19 protein-coding genes and 1 pseudogene are annotated in these 19519 nt (G+C 69.1%); 10 read left to right on the top strand and 10 right to left on the bottom strand.

Annotated elements, in window-relative coordinates; genetic code table 11:
- Positions 1-22 precede the first annotated feature (22 nt).
- Complete coding sequence (locus Raf01_RS03430; RefSeq protein WP_203916225.1) at positions 23-268, bottom strand: DUF2630 family protein; 246 nt, start codon at positions 266-268, stop codon at positions 23-25.
- A gap of 59 nt (positions 269-327) precedes the next feature.
- Entirely contained in the window at positions 328-1617 is a 1290-nt protein-coding gene (gene fahA / locus Raf01_RS03425; protein WP_203916229.1) for a fumarylacetoacetase, read from the bottom strand.
- Positions 1618-1822: 205 nt separating this feature from the next.
- Here fahA and Raf01_RS03420 point away from each other — a divergent pair, with 205 nt between their 5' ends.
- Positions 1823-2509 (top strand): IclR family transcriptional regulator, encoded by a 687-nt coding sequence (locus Raf01_RS03420; RefSeq protein WP_239133334.1) that lies wholly within the window; start codon positions 1823-1825, stop codon positions 2507-2509.
- 28 nt (positions 2510-2537) lie between these two features.
- Here Raf01_RS03420 and Raf01_RS03415 read toward each other — a convergent pair whose 3' ends face one another.
- Together Raf01_RS03415 and Raf01_RS03410 are read right to left on the bottom strand one after the other, a co-directional pair.
- Complete coding sequence (locus Raf01_RS03415; protein ID WP_203916223.1) at positions 2538-3281, bottom strand: histidine phosphatase family protein; 744 nt, start codon at positions 3279-3281, stop codon at positions 2538-2540.
- 45 nt (positions 3282-3326) lie between these two features.
- Positions 3327-5474, bottom strand: a complete 2148-nt coding sequence (locus tag Raf01_RS03410; RefSeq protein ID WP_203916222.1) for a RecQ family ATP-dependent DNA helicase — start codon at positions 5472-5474, stop codon at positions 3327-3329.
- A gap of 278 nt (positions 5475-5752) precedes the next feature.
- On the opposite strand from Raf01_RS03410, the gene Raf01_RS03405 reads away from it, so the two are divergent.
- Positions 5753-6871, top strand: coding sequence for an FHA domain-containing protein (locus tag Raf01_RS03405; RefSeq protein WP_203916221.1), 1119 nt, complete (start codon positions 5753-5755; stop codon positions 6869-6871).
- Between the two features lie 142 nt (positions 6872-7013).
- Here Raf01_RS03405 and Raf01_RS03400 read toward each other — a convergent pair whose 3' ends face one another.
- Positions 7014-8729 carry a VWA domain-containing protein gene (locus tag Raf01_RS03400; protein ID WP_239133333.1) on the bottom strand — a complete coding sequence of 572 codons (1716 nt, stop codon included), beginning with the start codon at positions 8727-8729 and terminating at the stop codon, positions 7014-7016.
- Between the two features lie 457 nt (positions 8730-9186).
- Between Raf01_RS03400 and Raf01_RS03395 the strand changes: the two genes are divergently transcribed.
- The gene (locus Raf01_RS03395; protein WP_203916219.1) at positions 9187-9849 is read left to right on the top strand and encodes a DUF4097 family beta strand repeat-containing protein; all 663 of its coding nucleotides are present in this window, start codon (positions 9187-9189) and stop codon (positions 9847-9849) included.
- Positions 9850-9978: 129 nt separating this feature from the next.
- On the opposite strand, the gene Raf01_RS03390 is transcribed toward Raf01_RS03395, so the two are convergent.
- Entirely contained in the window at positions 9979-10530 is a 552-nt protein-coding gene (locus tag Raf01_RS03390) for a beta-class carbonic anhydrase (protein ID WP_203916218.1), read from the bottom strand.
- 229 nt (positions 10531-10759) lie between these two features.
- Between Raf01_RS03390 and Raf01_RS03385 the strand changes: the two genes are divergently transcribed.
- Both Raf01_RS03385 and Raf01_RS03380 read left to right on the top strand, forming a co-directional pair.
- Positions 10760-11098 carry an MmcQ/YjbR family DNA-binding protein gene (locus Raf01_RS03385; protein ID WP_203916217.1) on the top strand — a complete coding sequence of 113 codons (339 nt, stop codon included), beginning with the start codon at positions 10760-10762 and terminating at the stop codon, positions 11096-11098.
- Between the two features lie 82 nt (positions 11099-11180).
- On the top strand, positions 11181-11879 hold the full coding sequence (locus tag Raf01_RS03380; protein ID WP_203916216.1) for a siderophore-interacting protein: 699 nt from the start codon (positions 11181-11183) through the stop codon (positions 11877-11879).
- A gap of 258 nt (positions 11880-12137) precedes the next feature.
- Here Raf01_RS03380 and Raf01_RS03375 read toward each other — a convergent pair.
- Both Raf01_RS03375 and Raf01_RS03370 read right to left on the bottom strand, forming a co-directional pair.
- Positions 12138-12338: pseudogene (locus Raf01_RS03375) on the bottom strand (aminoglycoside phosphotransferase family protein); the annotation flags it as partial.
- A 279-nt stretch (positions 12339-12617) separates the two neighbouring features.
- Positions 12618-13298: a hypothetical protein gene (locus Raf01_RS03370; protein ID WP_203916215.1), complete on the bottom strand. Its 681-nt coding sequence runs from the start codon at positions 13296-13298 to the stop codon at positions 12618-12620.
- Positions 13299-13692: 394 nt separating this feature from the next.
- Between Raf01_RS03370 and Raf01_RS03365 the strand changes: the two genes are divergently transcribed.
- Entirely contained in the window at positions 13693-14310 is a 618-nt protein-coding gene (locus tag Raf01_RS03365; RefSeq protein ID WP_203916214.1) for a hypothetical protein, read from the top strand.
- 197 nt (positions 14311-14507) lie between these two features.
- Positions 14508-15701, top strand: a complete 1194-nt coding sequence (locus Raf01_RS03360; RefSeq protein WP_203916213.1) for a low temperature requirement protein A — start codon at positions 14508-14510, stop codon at positions 15699-15701.
- 345 nt (positions 15702-16046) lie between these two features.
- Here the strand turns inward: Raf01_RS03360 and Raf01_RS03355 are convergent, their stop codons facing one another.
- Complete coding sequence (locus tag Raf01_RS03355) at positions 16047-16517, bottom strand: hypothetical protein (protein ID WP_203916212.1); 471 nt, start codon at positions 16515-16517, stop codon at positions 16047-16049.
- 296 nt (positions 16518-16813) lie between these two features.
- Between Raf01_RS03355 and Raf01_RS03350 the strand changes: the two genes are divergently transcribed.
- The 3 genes from Raf01_RS03350 (at position 16814) to Raf01_RS50490 (ending at position 18902) form a co-directional block, all read left to right on the top strand.
- Positions 16814-17404: a hypothetical protein gene (locus Raf01_RS03350; protein WP_203916211.1), complete on the top strand. Its 591-nt coding sequence runs from the start codon at positions 16814-16816 to the stop codon at positions 17402-17404.
- Positions 17405-17534: 130 nt separating this feature from the next.
- Positions 17535-17978: a hypothetical protein gene (locus Raf01_RS03345; protein WP_203916210.1), complete on the top strand. Its 444-nt coding sequence runs from the start codon at positions 17535-17537 to the stop codon at positions 17976-17978.
- A gap of 795 nt (positions 17979-18773) precedes the next feature.
- Positions 18774-18902 carry a hypothetical protein gene (locus Raf01_RS50490; protein WP_275412951.1) on the top strand — a complete coding sequence of 43 codons (129 nt, stop codon included), beginning with the start codon at positions 18774-18776 and terminating at the stop codon, positions 18900-18902.
- Here the strand turns inward: Raf01_RS50490 and Raf01_RS50840 are convergent.
- Positions 18862-19077: a YcxB family protein gene (locus tag Raf01_RS50840; RefSeq protein WP_373319455.1), complete on the bottom strand. Its 216-nt coding sequence runs from the start codon at positions 19075-19077 to the stop codon at positions 18862-18864. The two genes, Raf01_RS50490 and Raf01_RS50840, sit on opposite strands and share 41 nt — an antisense overlap.
- Positions 19078-19519 lie beyond the last annotated feature (442 nt).

The following is a 19519-nucleotide window of genomic DNA, read 5'->3' as shown; positions in this document are numbered from 1 at the left end:
CGTCGCTGGCGGCCGTACTCGGCTACTGCAAGTAGCCCTCCACCTCGCCGGTCGGCCGGGCGTGCGACTGCTCCGGGTCGCCGCCGGTCTCCCGGGCCGCCCGGCGCTGCCGCAACAGGTCCCAGCACTGGTCCAGGGACTCTTCCACCTCACGCAACCGGGCGCGCTCGTCGTCGGCGCTCAGCTGCCCGTGCTGGACCCGGCCGCGCAACTGGTGCTCCTCGTCGACCAGCGCACTGATCTGGTGAAGGATCTGCTTGTCATCCATGTCCACAGCCTCGCACGCCCGGGGGCGCCGGTCCCACAGTTCGGCGGGCGTTCCTGGTCTCAGTGCCCGCGGGCCGGCTCGACCCGGCCGCGTACCTCGCCCAGGCCGAGCCTGATGCCGCCGGGGCCGGGGGCCCAGGCCCGGATCGTCGCCTCGTCGCCGTCGGCCAGGAAGGTCCGTGACGTGCCGTCGGCCAGCCATACCGGGTCGGCGCCGCCCCAGGACAGCTCAAGCAGTGAGCCACGCTGACCGGGTTCGGGGCCGCTGACCGTGCCGGACGCGAACAGGTCGCCGGTACGCAGCGAGGCTCCGTTACAGGTCAGGTGCGCCAACTGCTGGGCCGGCGTCCAGTACATGGAGCGGAACGGCGGGCGGGACACGACCGTACCGTTGATCGCGAGTTCGAGTTCGATGTCCAAACCCCACGGATCACCGGGCGCGTCCCGCAGGTACGGCAGCGGTTCGGGCTCGCGCGGCGGCGGGTCGACCCGGGCGTGCCGCAGCGCGTCCAGCGGCACGATCCAGGGCGACACCGAGGTCAGGAACGACTTGCCGAGGAACGGGCCGAGCGGGACATACTCCCAGGACTGCAGGTCACGCGCCGACCAGTCGTTGACCAGACACACCCCGAACACGTGATCGGCGAAGTCGGCGACGCCGACCGGGCGGCTCCGCTCGGACGGGACGCCGACGACGAACCCGACCTCCACCTCGACGTCCAGGCGCTGGGACGGCCCGAACGTGGGTGTGTCTGACGACGGGTCCTTGCGCTGCCCCTGCGGTCGAACCACCGGGTGGCGGGAGACGGCGACGGTACCGGATCGGCCGTGGTACCCGATCGGCAGGTGCTTCCAGTTCACCGGCAGCGGGTCGGAGTTCGGGCGGAACAGCCGGCCGACGTTCGTGGCGTGGTGTTCGGACGAGTAGAAGTCGACGTAGTCGGCGACGTCGAACGGCAGCAGCATCTCCACCGTGTCGCGAGCCACCAGGTGCGGCCGGACGGCGTTTTCCGCGGCCGGATCGGTGAGCAGCCCGGCGAGCCAGCCGCGCACCTCCCGCCACCTGGCCGGACCGGCCGCCAACAGGTCGTTCAGAGTCGCGGCGGACAGCAGCGGCTCGGCCGGATGCCGTTGCCCGGCCGCGAGCGCGCCCAGGTCGACAACGAAGTCACCGATCGCGGCGCCGATTCGCGGGCTGCCGTCGCGTGCGTCGCCGACGGCACCGCCGCCGGGGCCAGCGGAGCCATCGGCGGGGCCGTTGGCACCGTCACCGGCGGTCCGGAACACACCGTAGGGCAGATTCTCGACCGGGAAGAGCGACGCGTCCGCGCCAGGAACCCAGCTGACCATCCGCGATTCGCTTCCATCGACATTGAGCGGGACGTCTAAAGACACGAGTGGAACAATATCCGGTACGACGCAGGCGGAAACCATCGCTCCGACAGCGTCTCGGGCACCAATGCAACAGCTCAATCGACCTCAGAGTGGGAGTAGTGCAGTGGCATCCCGACCCGTCGCTGGCGGACAAAGCGACCCTCAGACTGCGGCGGAGGGTGTGCGCGGCGCGGGCGCCGACCGGTCGACATCGCAGAGCCTGGATCGCGGGCTTGTCCTGATGGAGCTGATCGGGCAACGGCCGGACGGGATCAGCGTGACCGAACTCGCGGCGGCCACCGGGACGCACCGCACCATCGTGACGCGCCTGCTCAAGACGCTGGCCCGGCGGGACTACGTGGTACGCGATCAGTTCGGCCAGTACCGTCTCGGCGGCCGGCTGCTGGAACTGGCCCGGTTCGTCCAGCCGCAGGTACGCGCGGCGGCCCTGCCGATCCTGCGGGTACTGGCCGAGCGGATCGGCGCCACCGCGCACCTCACGATGGCCGACGGCGACGAGGCCGTGGCGCTCATCGTCGTCGAGCCGACCACGGCGCCGTACCACGTGTCGTACCGCGCGGGCACCAGGCGGCCGCTGGGTCGGGGCGCGTCCGGGACCGCGATCCTGTCGGCGCGACCGGTCGAGGAGGTCGAGTTGCCCAGTGTGGCGGCTGCCCGCGCTCGGGGCTGGGCGCTCAGCGAGGGCGAGTTGGAGAAGGGTGCCATCGGCATCGCGGCGCCGCTACCCCATCCGCAGTACGCAAACTACAGCACCGGCGTCGTCATGCTCACCGCGCCGGAGTCGCCGGACGAGGTCGGCCGGGCGGTCATCGAGGCCGCGGCGGCCATCGCGGCCCGGGTCGTCTAACGTCCGTCGCCATCGCGGCCCGGGTCGTCTAACGTCCCTCGGCGGAGGGGAGGTGCCCGGTCGCGTTGTATTCGGCGAGGGTGAGCACACCGTCCACAGTGGTCCATCGGGTCACCGAGGTGTTGGCGACCAGACCGCCGGTGGCGACGGTGCGCACGTCGTTCCAGGACAACCCTTCCACCAGCCGGCGCAGCATCAGCACGATCGCGTCGTGCGCGACGACCAGGACCCGCCGGCCGCCGTGTTCCCGCCGGGTGTCGGCGAGCCAGTCGGCGAGCCGTTCCGCGACGTCGCCGAACGATTCGCCGCCGGGCGGCCGGTAGACATACTCGTCGGTGGTGCGCCGCCGCTCCGCCTCGACCGGGAAGCGCTCGGCGATCTGCCTGCTCGTCAGCATCTGCAGCTCACCCATGACCCGGTCGCGCAGCCGGTGGTCCACAAGCGACCGTCGCACGCGGGCCCGCGGGTTGTCCCGCTCGGCCGCCGCGGCTGCCAACTCGAAGGTGTGCCGGGCCCGCAGGTACGGCGAGCAGAACGCCACCTCCGGAAACCGGTCGGCGGGCAGGGCGCCCAGCCAGTGCCCCAGCGCGATCGCCTGCTGCCGCCCGAGGTCGGTCAGCGGAACCTCCGAGTCGGGCCCCTTGAGGCCGGCCCAGGACCGGCCGGCGGCTTCGGCCGCGGCGAACGCGACATTGGCGGCGCTCTGCCCGTGCCGGACGACGACCAGCTCGGCAAGCTCGGAGGTGTCGGCGCGGCCCCGGTTGTCCGCCATGGTCCGATCGAACCACATGACGGTGCCGGTCGGACGGTTTCGGGTTCAGGTGGTGGTGGCCAGTGCCAGCGGCAGCACCGCGGGCGCGCCGGCACGGCGCAGCAGCCGGGCGGCCATCGCCATCGTCCAGCCGGAATCCACCAGGTCGTCGATGAGCAGCACGGGACCGTCGAGGGTAGACAGTTGTGCCTCGACCGGCGCGGGTAGGGCGAGGCGGGCGTGCACGTCGCGTACCCGGGCCGCGCTGTTCACCCCGGCGGAGCCGCCGGGCGCCGAGCTGACCGTGCCGAGCAACGGCAGCCGGCCGATTGCGGCGATCCGCTCGGCGAGGCTGCGAACCAGCGCCGGACGGGTGGCCGAGTCGATCGCGACCAGTGCGACCGGCCGCGCGGTCCAGGACGCGGACCAGTCCCGGAGGATGGCGACCGCGGCGTCCACCAGGTCGCCCGGCACCTGTCCACCGGAATCCAACGCGGCCCGCAGCCGGGTGCCCCACCCGAGGTCCGACAGCCGCCCGACGGCACGGCCGGCCTCGGCCTGTTCCCCGGCCGGTACCTTGCCGGACAGCGGTACCCCGATCGCCGGCAACCCGGTCGGCCACAGCTTGCGGGGCGGGATCTCCACCCCAGCTCGACCGAGGAACGCCGTCGCCGCGCGTACCGCGTCCTCGGACACCGCCGGTTGGTATCGCGCGCCCGCACAGTTGTCGCACCGTCCACAGGGGACAGAGTCGGGGTCGTCCAGGCACCGGCGCAGGTAATCCATCCGGCACTCGGTGGTGGCGACGTAGTCGAGCATGGCCTGCTGCTCATCCCGGCGGGCGGCGGCGACCCGGGCGAGGCGTTCGGCGTCGTAGCTCCACGGTTCGCCGGTGGCCACCCAGCCGCCCTTGACCCGCCGTACCGCGCCGTCCACGTCCAGTACCTTCAGCATCAGCTCCAACCGCGCCCGCCGCAGCTCCACCTTTGTCTCGAGCAGCGCGGTGGACTGCGCGCGCTCGTGTGTCAGGGCGGCGAGCGTCGTGCGCACCTGGTCCTCGGGCGGGAACGCGAGCGAGGCGAAGTACCGCCAGATCGCGGTGTCCTCGGCGCCGGGCAGCAACAGGACCTCGGCGTGGTGCACCGCGCGCCCGGCCCGGCCGACCTGCTGGTAGTACGCGATCGGTGAGGGTGGCGCGCCCAGGTGCACGACGAAGCCGAGGTCGGGCTTGTCGAATCCCATGCCCAGCGCGGACGTGGCGACCAGTGCCTTGACCCGGTTGCCGAGCAGGTCGGCCTCGGCGGCGCGGCGGTCGGCGTCCTCGCTCTGCCCGGTGTAGTCGGCGACCTCGAATCCCCGGGAGCGCAGGAACTCGGCGGTCTCCCGGGCAGCCGCGACGGTGAGCGTGTAGATGATCCCGGAGCCGGGCAGTTCGGCCAGGTGGTCGCCGAGCCAGCCCAGCCGGTGCGCGGGGCTGGGCAGGTCGAGCACGGCCAGCCGGAGTGACTCGCGGTCCAGGCTGCCGCGCAGCACCAGCGTCTCGCCACCGGTCGCGCTGGCGACTGGTCTGGGTCCCTGCGCGGCGCCAGACGCGCCGAGCCAGACTGGTCGGCTCAGCTGTTCGGCGACGTCGGTGACGACCCGCGCGTTGGCCGTGGCGGTGGTCGCGAGTACCGGGGTGTCCGGCGCGAGTTCGGCGAGGAAGGTGCGCAGGCGCCGGTAGTCCGGGCGGAAGTCGTGACCCCAGTCGGATACGCAGTGTGCCTCGTCGACCACGAGCAGTCCGGTGGTGCCGGCCAACTTCGGGAGTACCGAGTCGCGGAAGTCCGGATTGTTGAGCCGTTCCGGGCTGATGAGCAGCACATCGACGGTACCGTCGTGGACCGCCGCGGTGATCTCCTCCCACTCCTGGAGATTGGCCGAGTTGATGGTGTACGCCCGGATTCCGGCGCGAGAGGCGGCCTCGACCTGGTTGCGCATCAACGCGAGCAACGGGGAGATGATGACCGTCGGACCGGCGTGCTGGCGGCGCAGCAGAGCGGTGGCGATGAAGTACACGGCCGATTTGCCCCAGCCGGTGCGCTGGACGCAGAGCACCCTCCGGTGGCCCACGACCAGCGCCTCGATGGCGGTCCACTGGTCGTCGCGCAACCGCGCCTGATCCCCGGCGAGCGCCCGGAGCACCTCTTCTGCCTGATCGCGCACTGTCGGCATCCGTCGACCCTACCGGCGCCGGCGCCCGGCCCAGCAGCGATCCGGATTCGCGGCGCGCTGTGTGACCGGCCCGACACGGCCCGGATCGAACCGATCCACTCCGACCAGTCTGGCTCGGCGCGTCTGGCGCCGCGCGACGACCCAGACCAGTCGCCGTTCCTGCGCCGATCGTCCACTGTGGATATGGTGTGAGGCGATCTGATGTGACCCGGCCCCTGGACATCGATCCGTCGGGCGGCATGATAGGGCCCAGGATCAACTGGCCAGGGGAGCAAATCGTGCGTTTTGGTATCAGTCACGTGCTCGACGCGATCGAGCGGCGGATCAGTACCGATCCGACCGCTGCCGGTGGCGTGACCGACCTCGGCGAGGTCGTACGCCGCGCCGACCTGGACGGTGGGCGTCCGGCACACCTCCTACGCCTCGGTCTGGTCATCGACGCCCTCAGCAAGCACATGGCGGATCCGCGTGTCGCCATCTACGCGGTGGCGGACCGCGCGCTGCTCTCCGACACCGACCTGACGGCGAACGAGCGGATGGTCATCCGGCGCTGGTCCGACGATGGCAAGGTGGAGGTGGTCCGCAACGGCGGTCCGACCGCCGCGCTGCGCGCCCGCGAGATCGCCGCGCTGACCGGGCTCCCGCTGATCAGCCGCAACAGCACCGGCTTCCCCGGCCTGTCGTACGCGCCGGCTCCGACGCCCAACGGCGTGGTGCTGATCCCGCAGATGATCGGACCGGGGCCGGCGGCGCCCGCGGCGGTGCTGGGCCGGCAGTGGCGCTGCCCGGAGCCGGGCTGCGCCAGCTTCGGACCGCCCGGGCAGCGCAACTCCGACCCGTTCGGGCCGCCGCCGGACGAGGACGCCGAGCCCGCCGGTCCCCCGCCGCCCCAGTTGTTGAACGGCAGGCCGCACTGTCCCCGGCACGGGGCGCCGCTGACCGACATCGGCCCGCGTCCCCGGGCGGTGACCCTGGCCGCCCGGGTGGACGGCATGGTCTGGCACCGGTTCCAGGTGACCGAGGCGGAGCCGGTACCGGTCGGTCGGGCACCTGAGGAGCACAACGGGGTCGGGCTCGGCCTGGCACTGGACGACCGCGGCCTGCGCTGGGTCAGCCGCAGTCACCTGCGGTTCGAACTGCGCGGGCACACCCTGCAGGTCATCGACACCAGCACGAACGGCAGCACGGTGCTGCTGCGTACCGGGCCGGCGGACGCGCCCCGACGGGCGCCGCTGAACCGGGGCGAGGTCGCTCCGCTCACCGAGTGGGACACCGTCGAGCTGTACGAGGGCGTCGAGCTGGGCCGCGCCGACCGGGCGTCCGGGCCGGTGACCGGAGCCCCGTCGACCGGTTCGGTGATGGCCGAGGCGCCGACCCAGTCGATCCGGCTCGCCTGAGCCTCGGCTCCCTTAGCCGCCACGCGCTTCCGGCGGGCGCCCACGTGGAGCTTTTCGCGGGCGCCCACGTGGAGCTTTTCGCGGGCGCCCACGTGGAGCTTTTCGCGGGCGCCCACGTGGCGAAGGTGGGCGCCCGCTTCGGTCAGCCGCCCGAGCCGGGCCGCAGCGCGATCGCCTGGAGGAAGATCTGGTTGATCTTCGACGGGTCGCTCGCGAAGAACACCTGACCGGAGGTCACGTTCGTGATCTGCTGCAGTTCGGCCTGGCTCGCCTCACCGATGCCGATCGCGATGACCTCCACCTTGCGCTGCGGGTCCACGGTCTTCTTGAGCTGCTGGATCAGCTGATCCAGGGTGAGCCCGCCGGGGTTGTCGTTCTGCCCGTCGGTCATCAGAACGATCGAGTTGACCTTCGCCGGATCCCAGTTCGCCTGCACCTGCTTGTACGCGGCGAGCACGGTGTCGTACAGGCCGGTGTCGCCGTTCGTCGGCCGAATCCCGTTCAGCCCGGCGGCCAGCGCGGCCCGCTGGCTCGACACCGGCCCGATCGGCACCAGCTGCTTGTACGGGATGCTGCCGTTCAGCTTGGTGGAGAACTCCCACAGGCCGACCGACCAGTCGTCGCCGAACAGGCTCAGGCCGCCAGCCGCCGCCTGTACGGTCACCTCTTCCCGGCTCTTGTTGCCGGCCGTCGGTACCTGCGTCTTCATCGAGCCGGACACGTCGAGTACCGCGAGGATCCGGCCGGCCTGGGTGACCGCGCTCCAGGTGTTGAGGAGCTGGCTGATCACCGCGGGGTCGGCGCTCCCGGCCGGCGTCGCGGACGTCGGCGCGCCCGGCTGGTTGGCGAACCCCGCCGCGGTCGTTCCGTCCGCCGTTCGCAGGCCGTGCTGGGCGAGCGCGGTGCGGTACGGGGCGCCGGTCAACTGGCCGAGCAGGTCGTTGGCCGCGCTCACCGCCTGGTTCGTGGCGCTGGGCAGCACCGCGTACGGGTAGTCCAACGCGGGCGGTGCCGGATTCAGGTACACCGCCGCCAGCGGTACCGGCGGCTGCGCCGCGTTGTACGCGATCACCGCCTGCTCCGACAGCGGCGCGGCGGCCAGGCCGCCGGCCAGTGTGGTGGCGTCCGCCGCCCGCGGGAACCGGCCGACCAGATCCGCGCGTACCGTCGAGCGGTTGTTCGCCAGCCCTCGAAGCGCGGCCACGGTGGCCTGCTGGGCCTGGACGCCGCCCGACGACGCGGCCGCGGCGCTGAGCGCGAGCAGGCCGGACAGCCCGGCGGCGTCCCGCTGGGGATCGACGATGCCCGCCTTGAGCCCTGTGCCGCTGGTCATCTTCTGCAGTAGGCCGGCCCAGGTCACCTTCGCGTTAGGCCAGCCCAGCACCTGCTTCGCCAGCGGCTGCGGCACGGCCAGCACGACCGGGCTCTGCCCGACCGACTGGGCGACCGCCGGCACGATGTTGGCGTTGACCATGCGGATGCGCTCCAGCCAGAACGACGAGTCGGGGATCCACACGTCCGGTACCTGGGTCTTGCCGTTCGGCTGCCCGATCCCGGCGACGGTCGCGCCACCCTGGTGAGCGATCGCGGCGGCCACGTCGGCCGGGTCGGCGGCGGTCAACGCGACGGTGACGCAGGCGCCGCTCTGCTTGTCGCTCCAGGCGTGCGCGGTCGACTCGATGACCGGCGCGATCTCCGGGGCGGCGTCGACCCGCAGGGTGGTGTGCGAGCTGCACGACTGCCGGTTCGCGAACTTGTACCCGCCCCAGCCGACCCCCACGGCGGCGACGAGTACCACGAGCCCGACCAGTGTCCTGATGAGGATGAGACGGTGAGTATTGCGATGACGGCCTGCCACGGGTACCCATGCTGCGGAGTGTTCGGCCATAACGCCATGTACGTTCGGCCGAATCTTCTTCACAAAATTCCCCTGATGTCTCCTGAACCTACGCACCGTTACCTGGGCGTTTCCGACCGTCGAGATTCCGGTCCGGAACGGCGTCCCGGCCGCGGCCGGGAGACCTCGCCAGCGGCGTCCCGGTCGGCGTCGGCGCCTTCGCGGACGGCGTCCCGGTCGGCGTCGGACGCCTTCGGGCACCCGGACGGATCGGGAAAGTCCGGATCGGCTGCGGTCTGGGGTGTTCGCGGTCTTATTCGGATTGATGGGCTTCCGTGGTCCGACCCTGATCCGGCTCGGGGTCGGCGTCCCAGGGGTCTACCGGGGTCGGTCCCCGATCCGTTCGCCCCAGGTAGCCGGCACGCTCACTACATCAGGCGGAGAAGGGACGCAGATGCGACGGGGTGTGCTTGCGCTCGTGACGACAGCCGGGGTGCTGATCGCGAGTGGAGTGGCGGTGGCCGGCTGCTCGGTCACGTCGGCCACGAAGAGTTCGTACGAGATCGGTGACAGCATCAGGAACCTGAACGTGCAGGACCCGGCCGGCAAGATCGAGGTGATGGCGGGTGGCGACCGGGTGAAGGTGACCGAGACCGTGCGGTACAGCGACGGCGAGCCGCGGACCAGCCACACCACGGACGGCGGCACGCTGCGCCTGACCAACGGTGGCTGCGGCGGGCACGTGCACGTCTGCGCGGTCGACTACCGGATCCTGGTACCTGCCGCCACCTCGGTGAACATCACCAACGCCACCGGCCTGGTCCGGCTGACCAACCTGTCCGGCGACCTGAACGTCAGCAGCCACGCCGGCGCCATCGAGGGCACCGGGCTGTCCAGCGCGCACGCGACCGTGCGTGGCAACGCGGGCCACATCAGCCTGCGATACGCGGCGGCGCCGTCCAGGGTGACGGCCACCGACGACGCGGGCGCGATCGAGGTCCGGGTGCCGAAGGACGGGAGCTACGTGGTGGACACCTCGACCGACGCGGGCCACATCTCCATATCGGTACCGCAGGATCCGACCGCCGCTCGGACGATCAGCGCGCACACGCACGCCGGCAAAATCACGATCGGTACCTGAGCCGGTCGGCCTCTCGTCCGCCTTTCTCTGTTGCGGCCTCTCTTTTGCGGTCGCCGGCGCCCCTCTGTTTCGGCAGTGGGTCGGCGCCTCTCTGTTACGTCTGTTGCGGCATTGGGCGGGCGCCGGCGGTCAGGCCGGCACGGCCTGGCGCACCGGCGCCACCTCGCGCAGCCGGGCCGTGGTCACGTCGAAGACGAAGCCGCGGACCTCGACATCGTCGGGGATCCACGGGTGAGACCGGGCCCGGTCGACCTGTTCCCGGACGTTCGCGTCCAGGTCGGTGAACGCGGAGAACCGGGCCGGCTGGCCACCCTCCCCCCGGGCACCCTCCGGCAGCCGGGCGGCCAGGTCGCTGTCGGCGAACGTCTGCAGGGTGCAGTTGGTGTGCCCGACGACCATGATTTCCTTGATGCCGAGTACGTGGGTGGAGACCGCGAGCGACCGTACCGTGTCCTCGTCGATGACCCCGCCGGCATTGCGGAGCAGGTCGGCGTCGTCCGTCGCGAGGCCCAGCATGGACAGCAGTTCGGTCAGCCGCGGATCGGTACAGGTGACGATCGCCAGCCTGGGTTGTGGCATCCTGGCACGCCGCGCGTCGTACCCGTTCGCGATCGTCTCGTTGGCGCTCTTCGCCGCGTCGATGACACCCATGACCAGTCCCCCGCTTCCCCGCTCCTTCACCCCTTTCCCTGCCGGCACCGTGATACACGCCCGTGGCGGGCGCCGTTCGGGACGTGCGGGTCGATATCGGGTACCGGCTGGTTGGTCCGTTGCCGGCGGCTTGCCCGGTGCTGGCGGCCTGCCTGGTGCCGGCTCGATGTCGTACCCGGCCGGTACCGTGCCGGCTGCCGGCTGCCCGCTGCCGGCATGGGCAGGCACGAGCATGCGGCCGGGTGAGAAGGAGGGCGGGATGGTCGGAGTCGAAGACGTGCGACGGATCGCGCGGTCGCTGCCGCGCACCGAGGAGAAGCTGATCCGCGACCGGATCAAGTTCCGGATCGGTCCGATCGTCTACGTCGCGATCGCGCGCGACGAGACCTCGATGGGCTTCGCGTTTCCCAAGGAGGAGCGCGCCGGACTGGTCGCGTCCGAGCCGGAGAAGTTCTTCATGCCGGCCCCGTCCGACGAGCGGTTCAACTGGGTGCAGGTCTGGTTTGCCGCCCTCGACGTGACAGAGCTGGAGGAGTTGGTCGTCGACGCGTGGCGCATGTGCGTGCCGAAGAAGGTGTCGGCGGCGTACCCGCCGTGACGGGGCGCCGGGTTCGATCCGGTACCCGATAATCGGCGCGTGGCCCGAGCGGGTCGATCCGTACCGGACGGGAGGCAAGACCGTGCGCAACCCGATCCTCGACGCGCTCTTCATCCGCGCGACCGTCGTCAGCGTGGCGCCGGCCGGGCGCTTCCGGAAGGTGCGGCTGTCCGCTCCCAAGCTCGCCGGTGTCGACTGGACGCCGGGCCAGCAGGTGCGGATCGACTGCGGACCGGACACCGCGTTCGCTCCCACGCTCCGCACCTACAGCGTCTGGGATCACGAGGACGACTGGCTCGACGGGTACTGCCTGGTGCACGGTGACGGCCCCGGCTCGATCTGGGCCGCGCAGGCCGACGCCGGGCAGCAGGTGCGCATCACCAAGCCCAAGGGCGACTTCGTGATCCGCCCGGCCGACTGCCACGTGTTCGTCGGCGACGAGACCGCTTCGGCGGCGTTCGGCCCGATGATCCGGGCGCTGCCCGACGACGTACCGGTGCACACCATCGTCGAAACCGGCACGGAAGCGGACCGGCTTCCGCTCACCCGGGACGTGACCTGGCTGCTCCGCTCCCCCGGTACGCCTCCGGAGGATCCGTCGGCGCTGCTCGCGGCGGTCGCCGAGGCGAAGCTTCCGGACGTACCGGGTTCGGCGTATCTCGCCGGCGAGGCGCGCACGATCCAGGCGGTACGCAATGTGCTGGTGAACGACCGGGGCTGGGCGCGCAAGTCGGTGTACACGAAGCCGTTCTGGACCCCCGGCAAGCGCGGCCTGGAGTAGCGGCGCCTCCGCGCTATGCCGCGGCGGCCTTACCCGAACGCCCGCGCATCTTGCTGGTTCGAGCCGCAGTGGTTTTGCTCGCGCGCCCCGTGCGCAGCGGCATTGTGACGGCGACGCGCTCCGCCTCCGGCAGGGGCTCGACGGAGATCCGCAGTCCCAACGCCGCCGCTACTTCGGCCAGCGTGCCGAGCGTCGGGTTCGCCGCACCGGCAGAGAACAGTCGCCGGATCGTGGCCGGATCGGCGCCGATCGCACGGGGATGAAGGTGAGGACCTCGCGCCCCTGGTCATCGAGGCCGAGCGGGCGTGGTGCGCCGTGAAAGCCGACAGCATGAAGGTGATCGAGCAGGGCATGGACGGCGGGTGTCCAGGCACCGGCCGGACGGCGCACGGTGTCGCCGACGCGAACGACGGCGCTGCTCATATTGCCGCCTTCCAGCGGTAGCTCGGCGCCGGTCATCGGTTGGCCGCTCCTGCATCTGCTGGTTCGGGTATGTAGGTTTCAGCTGCTGATCCTGCCATTGGCTGACCGGTGCGTGCCACACGATGGCGAACAGTTGCAGGCTCATGTTGGCCAGATCGTGATAGGCCTAGATGCGCCGATGGAACGCGGTGCGGACGAAAACGCTGGATGCGCCACGCCTGCTCTTCACCGGAACCCTCGCACCTACTCACCCGAGGGCTCCACCACTTCGCCTGACCAGCACGTGGCGCGCTATCAGTGCTCGGCATGCTCCTCTTATCCAGAGTGCTCGGACGTACACCGCCATTCCCACTCGATGTCCGACAGGTCGGCCAGGTATTCCATCGCTGAGTGGTCGCGCGCTGCGAGGAACACTTCCCAGTCCGATGCCTCCACTCGGGATTCGTGGTGCTCTGCCGGTCCGGCTATGGCCAATATGCCGTCTCCGGCCAGCAAGTGGGTACCTGAGGTCGGCCATCGCCAAGCAGCGTGGGGTATGGGCTTGAGCGGCGCGAGGATGTCTTGGCATCGATGTCGGCTCAAGCCGGGAGCGCTGGCGCCGTGCTTGGCGCTCCAGATGGCTTCGAAGACAGCGACATGGATCAGGAAGGTCGACAGTCGTACACCGGTTCGTTGCCACGCCTGGCCCGGTTCGTTCTCCCGGTCGTACACATCGGGGTCGTCAACGTTCGGGTCGACGCCCCATTCCCAGACGCCCTGATTCTCCATCCACACCAGCGACTTGCCGTCTTCGACTCTGCTGACAGCGTCCAGGACTTGGTTCTGACTGAGGTCGAGCCCACTCCACCCTGAGATGGTGGCGAACCAGGTCCGTAAAGGACTCGGCAGCTGCCTGCCGTCGACTGCCGACGCACGTGCCGGTCGATCGGGTGGTCCGTACCAGTTCCTTAGAAACGATTCCAGTGCCGGTGGGTTCGGATCGAGCAAGTCAAGCACCCTCGCAGAGTACAGAGATTACCGTCATCCTGTTCACCGTCGACCTACACCCTGTGAAGCCGGGGCTGTCCACCGCGACGACGTCATTCGCGCAATCCCTATCTTCCGATTACAAGGGAAGGGCACGACGCGGTAAGGCCCGCCGACTTGGGTCGGGAGGTCGGTTCCATGGTATGTACGTCGCGGCCGACTGGGGTCATTTGAGCGTTACTGGCGACGGCCTTGGCGACATCCCCGGTCCGTACCGCATGCGCGGCGGCCATACCGGTACGAGGTTGGTGCGACTGGATCGTCTAGTCACGGGGCTTTGGGCGCCGTTCGCTTTCCATAATCTTGGGCCTGACGGAACGCGATATGAGATGCGAACGTGCTGCGTCGGCACTACGGTCTCAGCATGATCAGCAGCAAGGGAGCCGGACTCGGAGAGGAAGCGGCACAGCGCCTGGCGCAGCTCGGGTGCTGCAGGTTGGCTCCCGGTTTGACGGATGCCGAGTTTGACCGCCTTGAGCGGGAGTACGACATCGAGTTCGCCGACGATCACCGATCGTTCCTGGCGACCGGGGTACCAACCAACACCCCCTTCGAGAAAGAGGAGGGAGTGTTTCACGCCTGGGAGCGGCCGTGGCCGGAGTGGCGAGACGGCAACCCGGATTTGATACGACAGCGCCTCGATTGGCCAGTCGAGGGCATTCTCTTCGACGTTGAACACAACGCGTACTGGCACGGTAGCTGGGGCGACCGCCCGAAAAGCCTCGTTGAGGCCCTAGAAACAGCACGTAGCCGGTTAGCCAGGGTGCCGAAGCTTGTCCCGATTTACGGGCACCGATTCCTTCCAGGCGGGCGTGGAACATTCGGCCATCCGGTGTTATCGGTGTGGCAGACCGACATCATCTACTACGGCATGGACCTCATCGATTACGTCCATCAGGAGTTCGGCGGTCCAGGCACTGATCGGATGGACGAGCGCTGGCAGCCGCTGGCTACGGTCGACTTCTGGAAGGACTTCCTGTAACGGATGGTGAGCTGCCTCTGAACTGACGACCTCTTGGGCGAGCATCCCTGGCCGCCGGAGGCGGGATCCGGGTCGTAGTGCCAGTGGCCCTACCTGCCGGAGGCTCTACTCATGACGGCGGCGGTTCGTGCCGCACTGCCTGGATGGCGTGGTACGACTTGGTCGGAAGGCGTGAAACCGGCAGAACGAGCGAGTCGATGACGACGAGTAGAGCACCCGGGCTGCTACACGGACCCGAGGATCAGCAGCGGGCGGCATTCCTGGAGCTGTTCTTCGACCTGGCGTTTGTCTTCGCCCTCTTCCAGCTGTCGCACGGGCTGCTCCAGCGTCTGCACTGGAGCGGCGCCCTCCAGACGCTGATATTGCTGCTGGCTCTTTGCTGGATCTGGGGCAGCACAACCTGGATCACCGACAGGTTCGACTCGCAGCGGTCCGCAATACAGCTGCTGGTCATCGTGACCCTCTTCGGCAGCGTCGTCCTGGCCGCCGTATTACCGGCGGCATTCGGCAAGTACGGCCTGGTTTTCGCGGGCCTATACGTCGCGATCCAGCTCGGCCGCAACGTCTTCCTCGTGTTTGCTCTACGTGGCCACCAGTTGCAGCGCATTTTCACGTGGGCGCTGTTGTGGTGGGGTGCGTCCGCGGTGCCATGGATCGCGGGGGCGCTCGCGCGCGGTATCGGGCGTGAGGCACTCTGGGCACTCGCGGTCATCATCGACTTCACGTCCTACTGGCTCGGCTTCCCGAGGCCAGGGGCACGCCGTGTGCCAGCGTGGGAGCCGCCGGGTGGATCCCAGCACTTGGCCGAGCGCTACCGACAGCTCTTCATCATCGCGCTCGGCGAGTTGATCCTGGTGTCCGGACTGGCGCTCAGCCGCCGGGGCCTCGCGCTCGACCGGATCGCGGCGCTCCTGGTGTCGATCGCCACCACCGCGCTGCTGTGGCGGATCTACATCTACCGTTCCGGCGAGGTTCTTTCCGCAGCCTTAGCCGCGGTACCCGAACCGGCCCGCCTCGCCCGCACAGTGGGGTACACGCACATCGCAATGATCGCTGGCATCGTCGTCACCGCGGTCGCCGACGAACTCGTCATCACCCACCCCTTCGGGCAAACGGCACCGGCCTGGAGCGCTGTCATCCTCGGCGGGCCCGCGCTGTTCCTGATCGGACGCGCCGGCTTCGAACACACGGTGTTCGCCCGGGTGTCCCGGGATCGACCGATCGGACTGCTCGCGCTGGCTACCCTGACCCCGGTAACGCTCGTCCTGCCACCAATGCTGGCCTCCACCGCCGTCACTGCGGTACTGGCCGGGATCGCCATCGCCGACGCAGCCCGTGCCCGGCGCCACCCAGCCGAACCACCGTCGCCGCCGGCACGCGGACCAACATGACAAGCGGGCCGCTGACTGTGCACGGGCGATCGCCCATCGAACCGCCAGACCGTGAGGGCACCGTGGGCCTCCGCACGCAGCGGAATTCAGTGGCGAAGCCTCAGTTTGGAAGGGTGATGATTTCCGGGACCGTACGCAGGAAGGGCCGGTCATGGCGCAAGCGCGGGGCGAATTCGTGCTTGCCTGGCAGCTTTCATCAGTTGTGGGGCGTGCCCCACAGTCGGGGCGGTGGACGGAATCTCCTCGGCCGGGCAGCCGTCTCGGAGTCCTGCCGAGATGCGCCCGCCGGGTGACCGTCCCGCGCTGATTTCCGAACAGAGTGGGGGTTTCGGGGCGGAGCCCCGGCTACGGCAGTGCCAGAAGGGATCGGAGTTGCTTCGCTGCTCGGTTCCAGGTGCTGATGAATTCGGACCGAGGGACGCTCGGTCGGAGCCATGTGCCTACCGGTGGCGCCCACGGTGGCGGCGCACCCCACACTGCGCGGGTTGTGAGAGTGAAGACCACGTCAAGCTCGGTCATCTCTATGTACATGTCCAGGTGATCGAAGGTGTCGCCGAGGTGCGACCGCCTCCGGTGTTGCGGGCCGGGCCGTTCGGCCAGCGCGCATAGGTGGCAGAAGTCCCGGTAGTGCGGGTACGGGGCGGTCGTGCTGCCGTCCCCTAACGGGATCCCACGCACGTAGAGCTGGAACGTCCCGAACCTCTTGTCGCGGCTGGTCGGCGTGAACTCGACCCGGAATGTGTCAGCGAACCCGGCGCCGGTCGCCGAGCCGGGCAAGCCGTTGTCACCGTCGCCTATGCCCGTCTCGTCAGCCACGGGCCGATGTTACGGGGTCGCGGTCGGTCCGTAGCGATCACGTGAGGAGCGAGCCAGGCCATCCACCCGCGTACCTGGTAGTGATCGAGCCCGCCCCGCCCTTGGCGCAACGACATAGCCGCGGTGCACATGATGCAGTTGACGCTGGTCATGCGACCGAACCTGTGGTCATGAACGCATCAGTTACACGCATCCTGCCCGGCGGTGGTCACTGGAAATACCTGACGCAGAATTGGCCTGTTCGTGAGGACACGGTGTCGGGGCTGGCCCTGGCACGCAACGAGTAACCTTCTGCTATGCAGGGCGTGCAGGCCATGGGTTGGGTATCGCGCCGGGAGGCGGCCCGAGACATAGTGTTTCTGGCGCTGGCGTTCCTGCTTAGTGCGGGTGTAGCCGCCCTCTTCCTCGACGATGCTTACGGCACTTGGGCGGGCGCGCACGGTCGGGGCACGCTCGGTACCTGGACTGCGACTTATCCCGCGGGCTCGAAAGGCAGGATCAACTGGTACGGCAACTTCACCCCGAACAACGGTGGCCCGGCCCGGCCTAACGTGGGACTAGCCAACAACGTCATCGGGCTTCACGTCGGTCGCTCGATCCCCGCGGCCATGCTCAACAATGACCGCGTAGCATTCGCCACTACTGACACCCGGGGCTGGGTGCCATCGGCGATCTTCGGTGGCGTCTTTGCAGTGCTTGCCTCAGCCGTCGCCTGGTTCACCGTCCACCATCTGCGCGCACCGCGCCGCGTGGCTGGCCACCAACTCAGCCAGCGCACATATACCAATGGGTTCGTTACGCAGCAGCCCGGACTTCGCCTAACTACTGACGCCCAAGACGCGCGACCCGAGACCGGTGCCGGTTTGCCGGGAGGCTCCGAGCGCTAGAAACGGGTGACTGTCAGCTTGGGAATCATCGAAGATTGAGCCTCTGACCGCACCGGCCTGGGTGCGCCCCGGCCCTGATATACGGGAACGTGGTGTCATGCGCTCGTCCTGGCGGTCATGGTTCTGGAACGTGGTTGCGTTCCTGGTTCTCCTCGTGATGGCGTTGATCGCCGCGGGGTCGTTCGTGGAATCGGTGCAGTCCCGGGAGTGGTTGGGCATGATTGTGTTCGGTCCGATGACGCTCTGGCTTGGGGTTGGCGCCGCCCGCGCCATGTTCCTTGGGGTCTTCGCGCGTCGAAACGGCATCGTGATGCGCGGGCTATGGCGAACCACGGTCATTCCGTGGGACGAGGTCACACAGATCACGGATGGACAGATGACCGGCAGCGCTTCTGGCGCGGGTACCACCGTGGTCGTGCAGCGTCGTCGGCCGAACGGCGCTGAGCCGGAGCGCGTTGAGTTGAACGCGCTGGGCGGCTACGGGCTGAGTCGGGTCCGTCCCACACCCGCCGAACGCGCCATAACCGATCTCAATCAACACCTGGCGACATGGCATAACCAAGGGGCCGCCTAACTTGGCCCTGTGAACCTCAGTTTGGAGTCTTGATCTCCGGGACCGTATCCAGAACGCGCCTGGTCGCGGCGGCTCTGTTGGTAACCATTGGTGCCCGTCCGTGACCGGTCGCGGCACGGGCTACTGGCTCGTGGGTGGCCCGTTCGATCGGGCCCACACGCCGGTCGTAGCCGTTAGGGGCGGCAGTGAGGAGCCGGTTCTCTGCGTGTCTGGTCATACCGAGGGTCGCGGCTCAGGATGACACGAGCGTGCCACCGGACAATTCCCGGCGCAGCGGTGAGAGCGATAAAGAAACCGGCAACGACGAACGGGACCGGGACGCTTGTTCCAACGCTGGAGGTGTGGTGGCCGTCTCGTGTGGCGACGAGCTGAGGGTCGGTGGGTGACACGTAGATGGTCACGCTGTCGCCTCGGGAGTACGGCGGAGAGTCGCCCCATGAACCTGCCAGCGGCACGATCCGCTCTCGGCCCCCAGCGGTGTACTGGACGTGGTCTCCGAACTTGTCTCCGACGGCCACTGCCTGGACAGGTGAACCGGTGGCGACTAGGAAGTGGTTCTCGACTGCGTTGCGGTGCGCCTGGAGGATTCCTCCAACGGTCACGCAGGCTCCGAGGAGGCACACGAGCACGACACGTAGCCGAGACCGAGCGATCCATTCAAACGGGATACGTGCATGCTCGTTCGCCTGATGCCGGCCGACCACCGCGCCACCTTCATCTCATGGGACTTGTCAGGGTAGGCCACCTGTACCCGTTGTCCTGCCATTCCAGAGCTCGGAGCCCCGCCTGCTGGAGGTGACCGACGCGACAGAACGTGCCAGCGATTCGGTGGACGTGCTGCTCAAGGTGTACACGAAGTGCCTCGACGGCCAGGAGGCGACCATCAACCGGCGGATCGAGGCGGCGTTGCGGGACGCGGCGTGAGTTGTTCGGACGGTAAGCCCTGCCTGGGTCGTTCGGCCATGGAGCGCGAAGCGATGATGCTGTCGATCGCGGCCTGCTGCGAAACGTCGAAGGCGGCCCGCGGGAGGAACGCCGCGAACGGTCGGCCGCGGTACAGCAGCCAGAACTCGGGCGTTGACTCCACCCGATCGAACATCACCCATCGCACCATGACGGTGGACAGCTCTGTCCGGACCTCGTATCCATCGCTGGTCACCCGTACTGTCGCTGGCGCGCACAGCAGGGCGGCCATCCGGCTGAACATGCGTCGGTATGCCCACGCGGCGGCGATCGGGGCGGCGACGGCTCCGGCGGCCAACCCGACGCTGGCCGCGACGGCGTGCACTGATGCGCAGATCGCTGCCCCCGCCAGGAGGATCAAGGGCATTCCCCAGCGGACCAGCCTTATCTGGCGCCGCAAGCCCCGCTTGAACGCCCGGGTCACTTCACCCGGACTGAGCCGGTACTCCACTGTGAATTCCACCGAGCGATGCTAGATCATCGCGATAGTGCCCTCGAAGGACGAGATCAGCTCCCGACGCCACAGGTCGGAGTGACACGCCAACGACCACCGGCGTTACGGCCGTGCAACGTCCACT

Origin of the sequence: Rugosimonospora africana, assembly GCF_016862975.1 — a bacterium.
In the GTDB taxonomy this organism is placed as follows: Bacteria; Actinomycetota; Actinomycetes; order Mycobacteriales; family Micromonosporaceae; genus Rugosimonospora; species Rugosimonospora africana.
This window is presented reverse-complemented; position numbering and strand designations above follow the sequence as displayed.

Coding starts and splice junctions, on each gene's coding strand:
- Raf01_RS03360 (WP_203916213.1), top strand. CDS start 14,508: ATGACGACGAGTAGAGCACCCGGGCTGCTACACGGACCCGAGGATCAG.
- fahA (WP_203916229.1), bottom strand. CDS start 1,617: ATGGTCAGCTGGGTTCCTGGCGCGGACGCGTCGCTCTTCCCGGTCGAG.
- Raf01_RS03385 (WP_203916217.1), top strand. CDS start 10,760: ATGGTCGGAGTCGAAGACGTGCGACGGATCGCGCGGTCGCTGCCGCGC.
- Raf01_RS03410 (WP_203916222.1), bottom strand. CDS start 5,474: ATGCCGACAGTGCGCGATCAGGCAGAAGAGGTGCTCCGGGCGCTCGCC.
- Raf01_RS03365 (WP_203916214.1), top strand. CDS start 13,693: ATGATCAGCAGCAAGGGAGCCGGACTCGGAGAGGAAGCGGCACAGCGC.
- Raf01_RS03350 (WP_203916211.1), top strand. CDS start 16,814: ATGCAGGGCGTGCAGGCCATGGGTTGGGTATCGCGCCGGGAGGCGGCC.
- Raf01_RS03415 (WP_203916223.1), bottom strand. CDS start 3,281: ATGGCGGACAACCGGGGCCGCGCCGACACCTCCGAGCTTGCCGAGCTG.
- Raf01_RS03430 (WP_203916225.1), bottom strand. CDS start 268: ATGGATGACAAGCAGATCCTTCACCAGATCAGTGCGCTGGTCGACGAG.
- Raf01_RS50840 (WP_373319455.1), bottom strand. CDS start 19,077: ATGTTCGATCGGGTGGAGTCAACGCCCGAGTTCTGGCTGCTGTACCGC.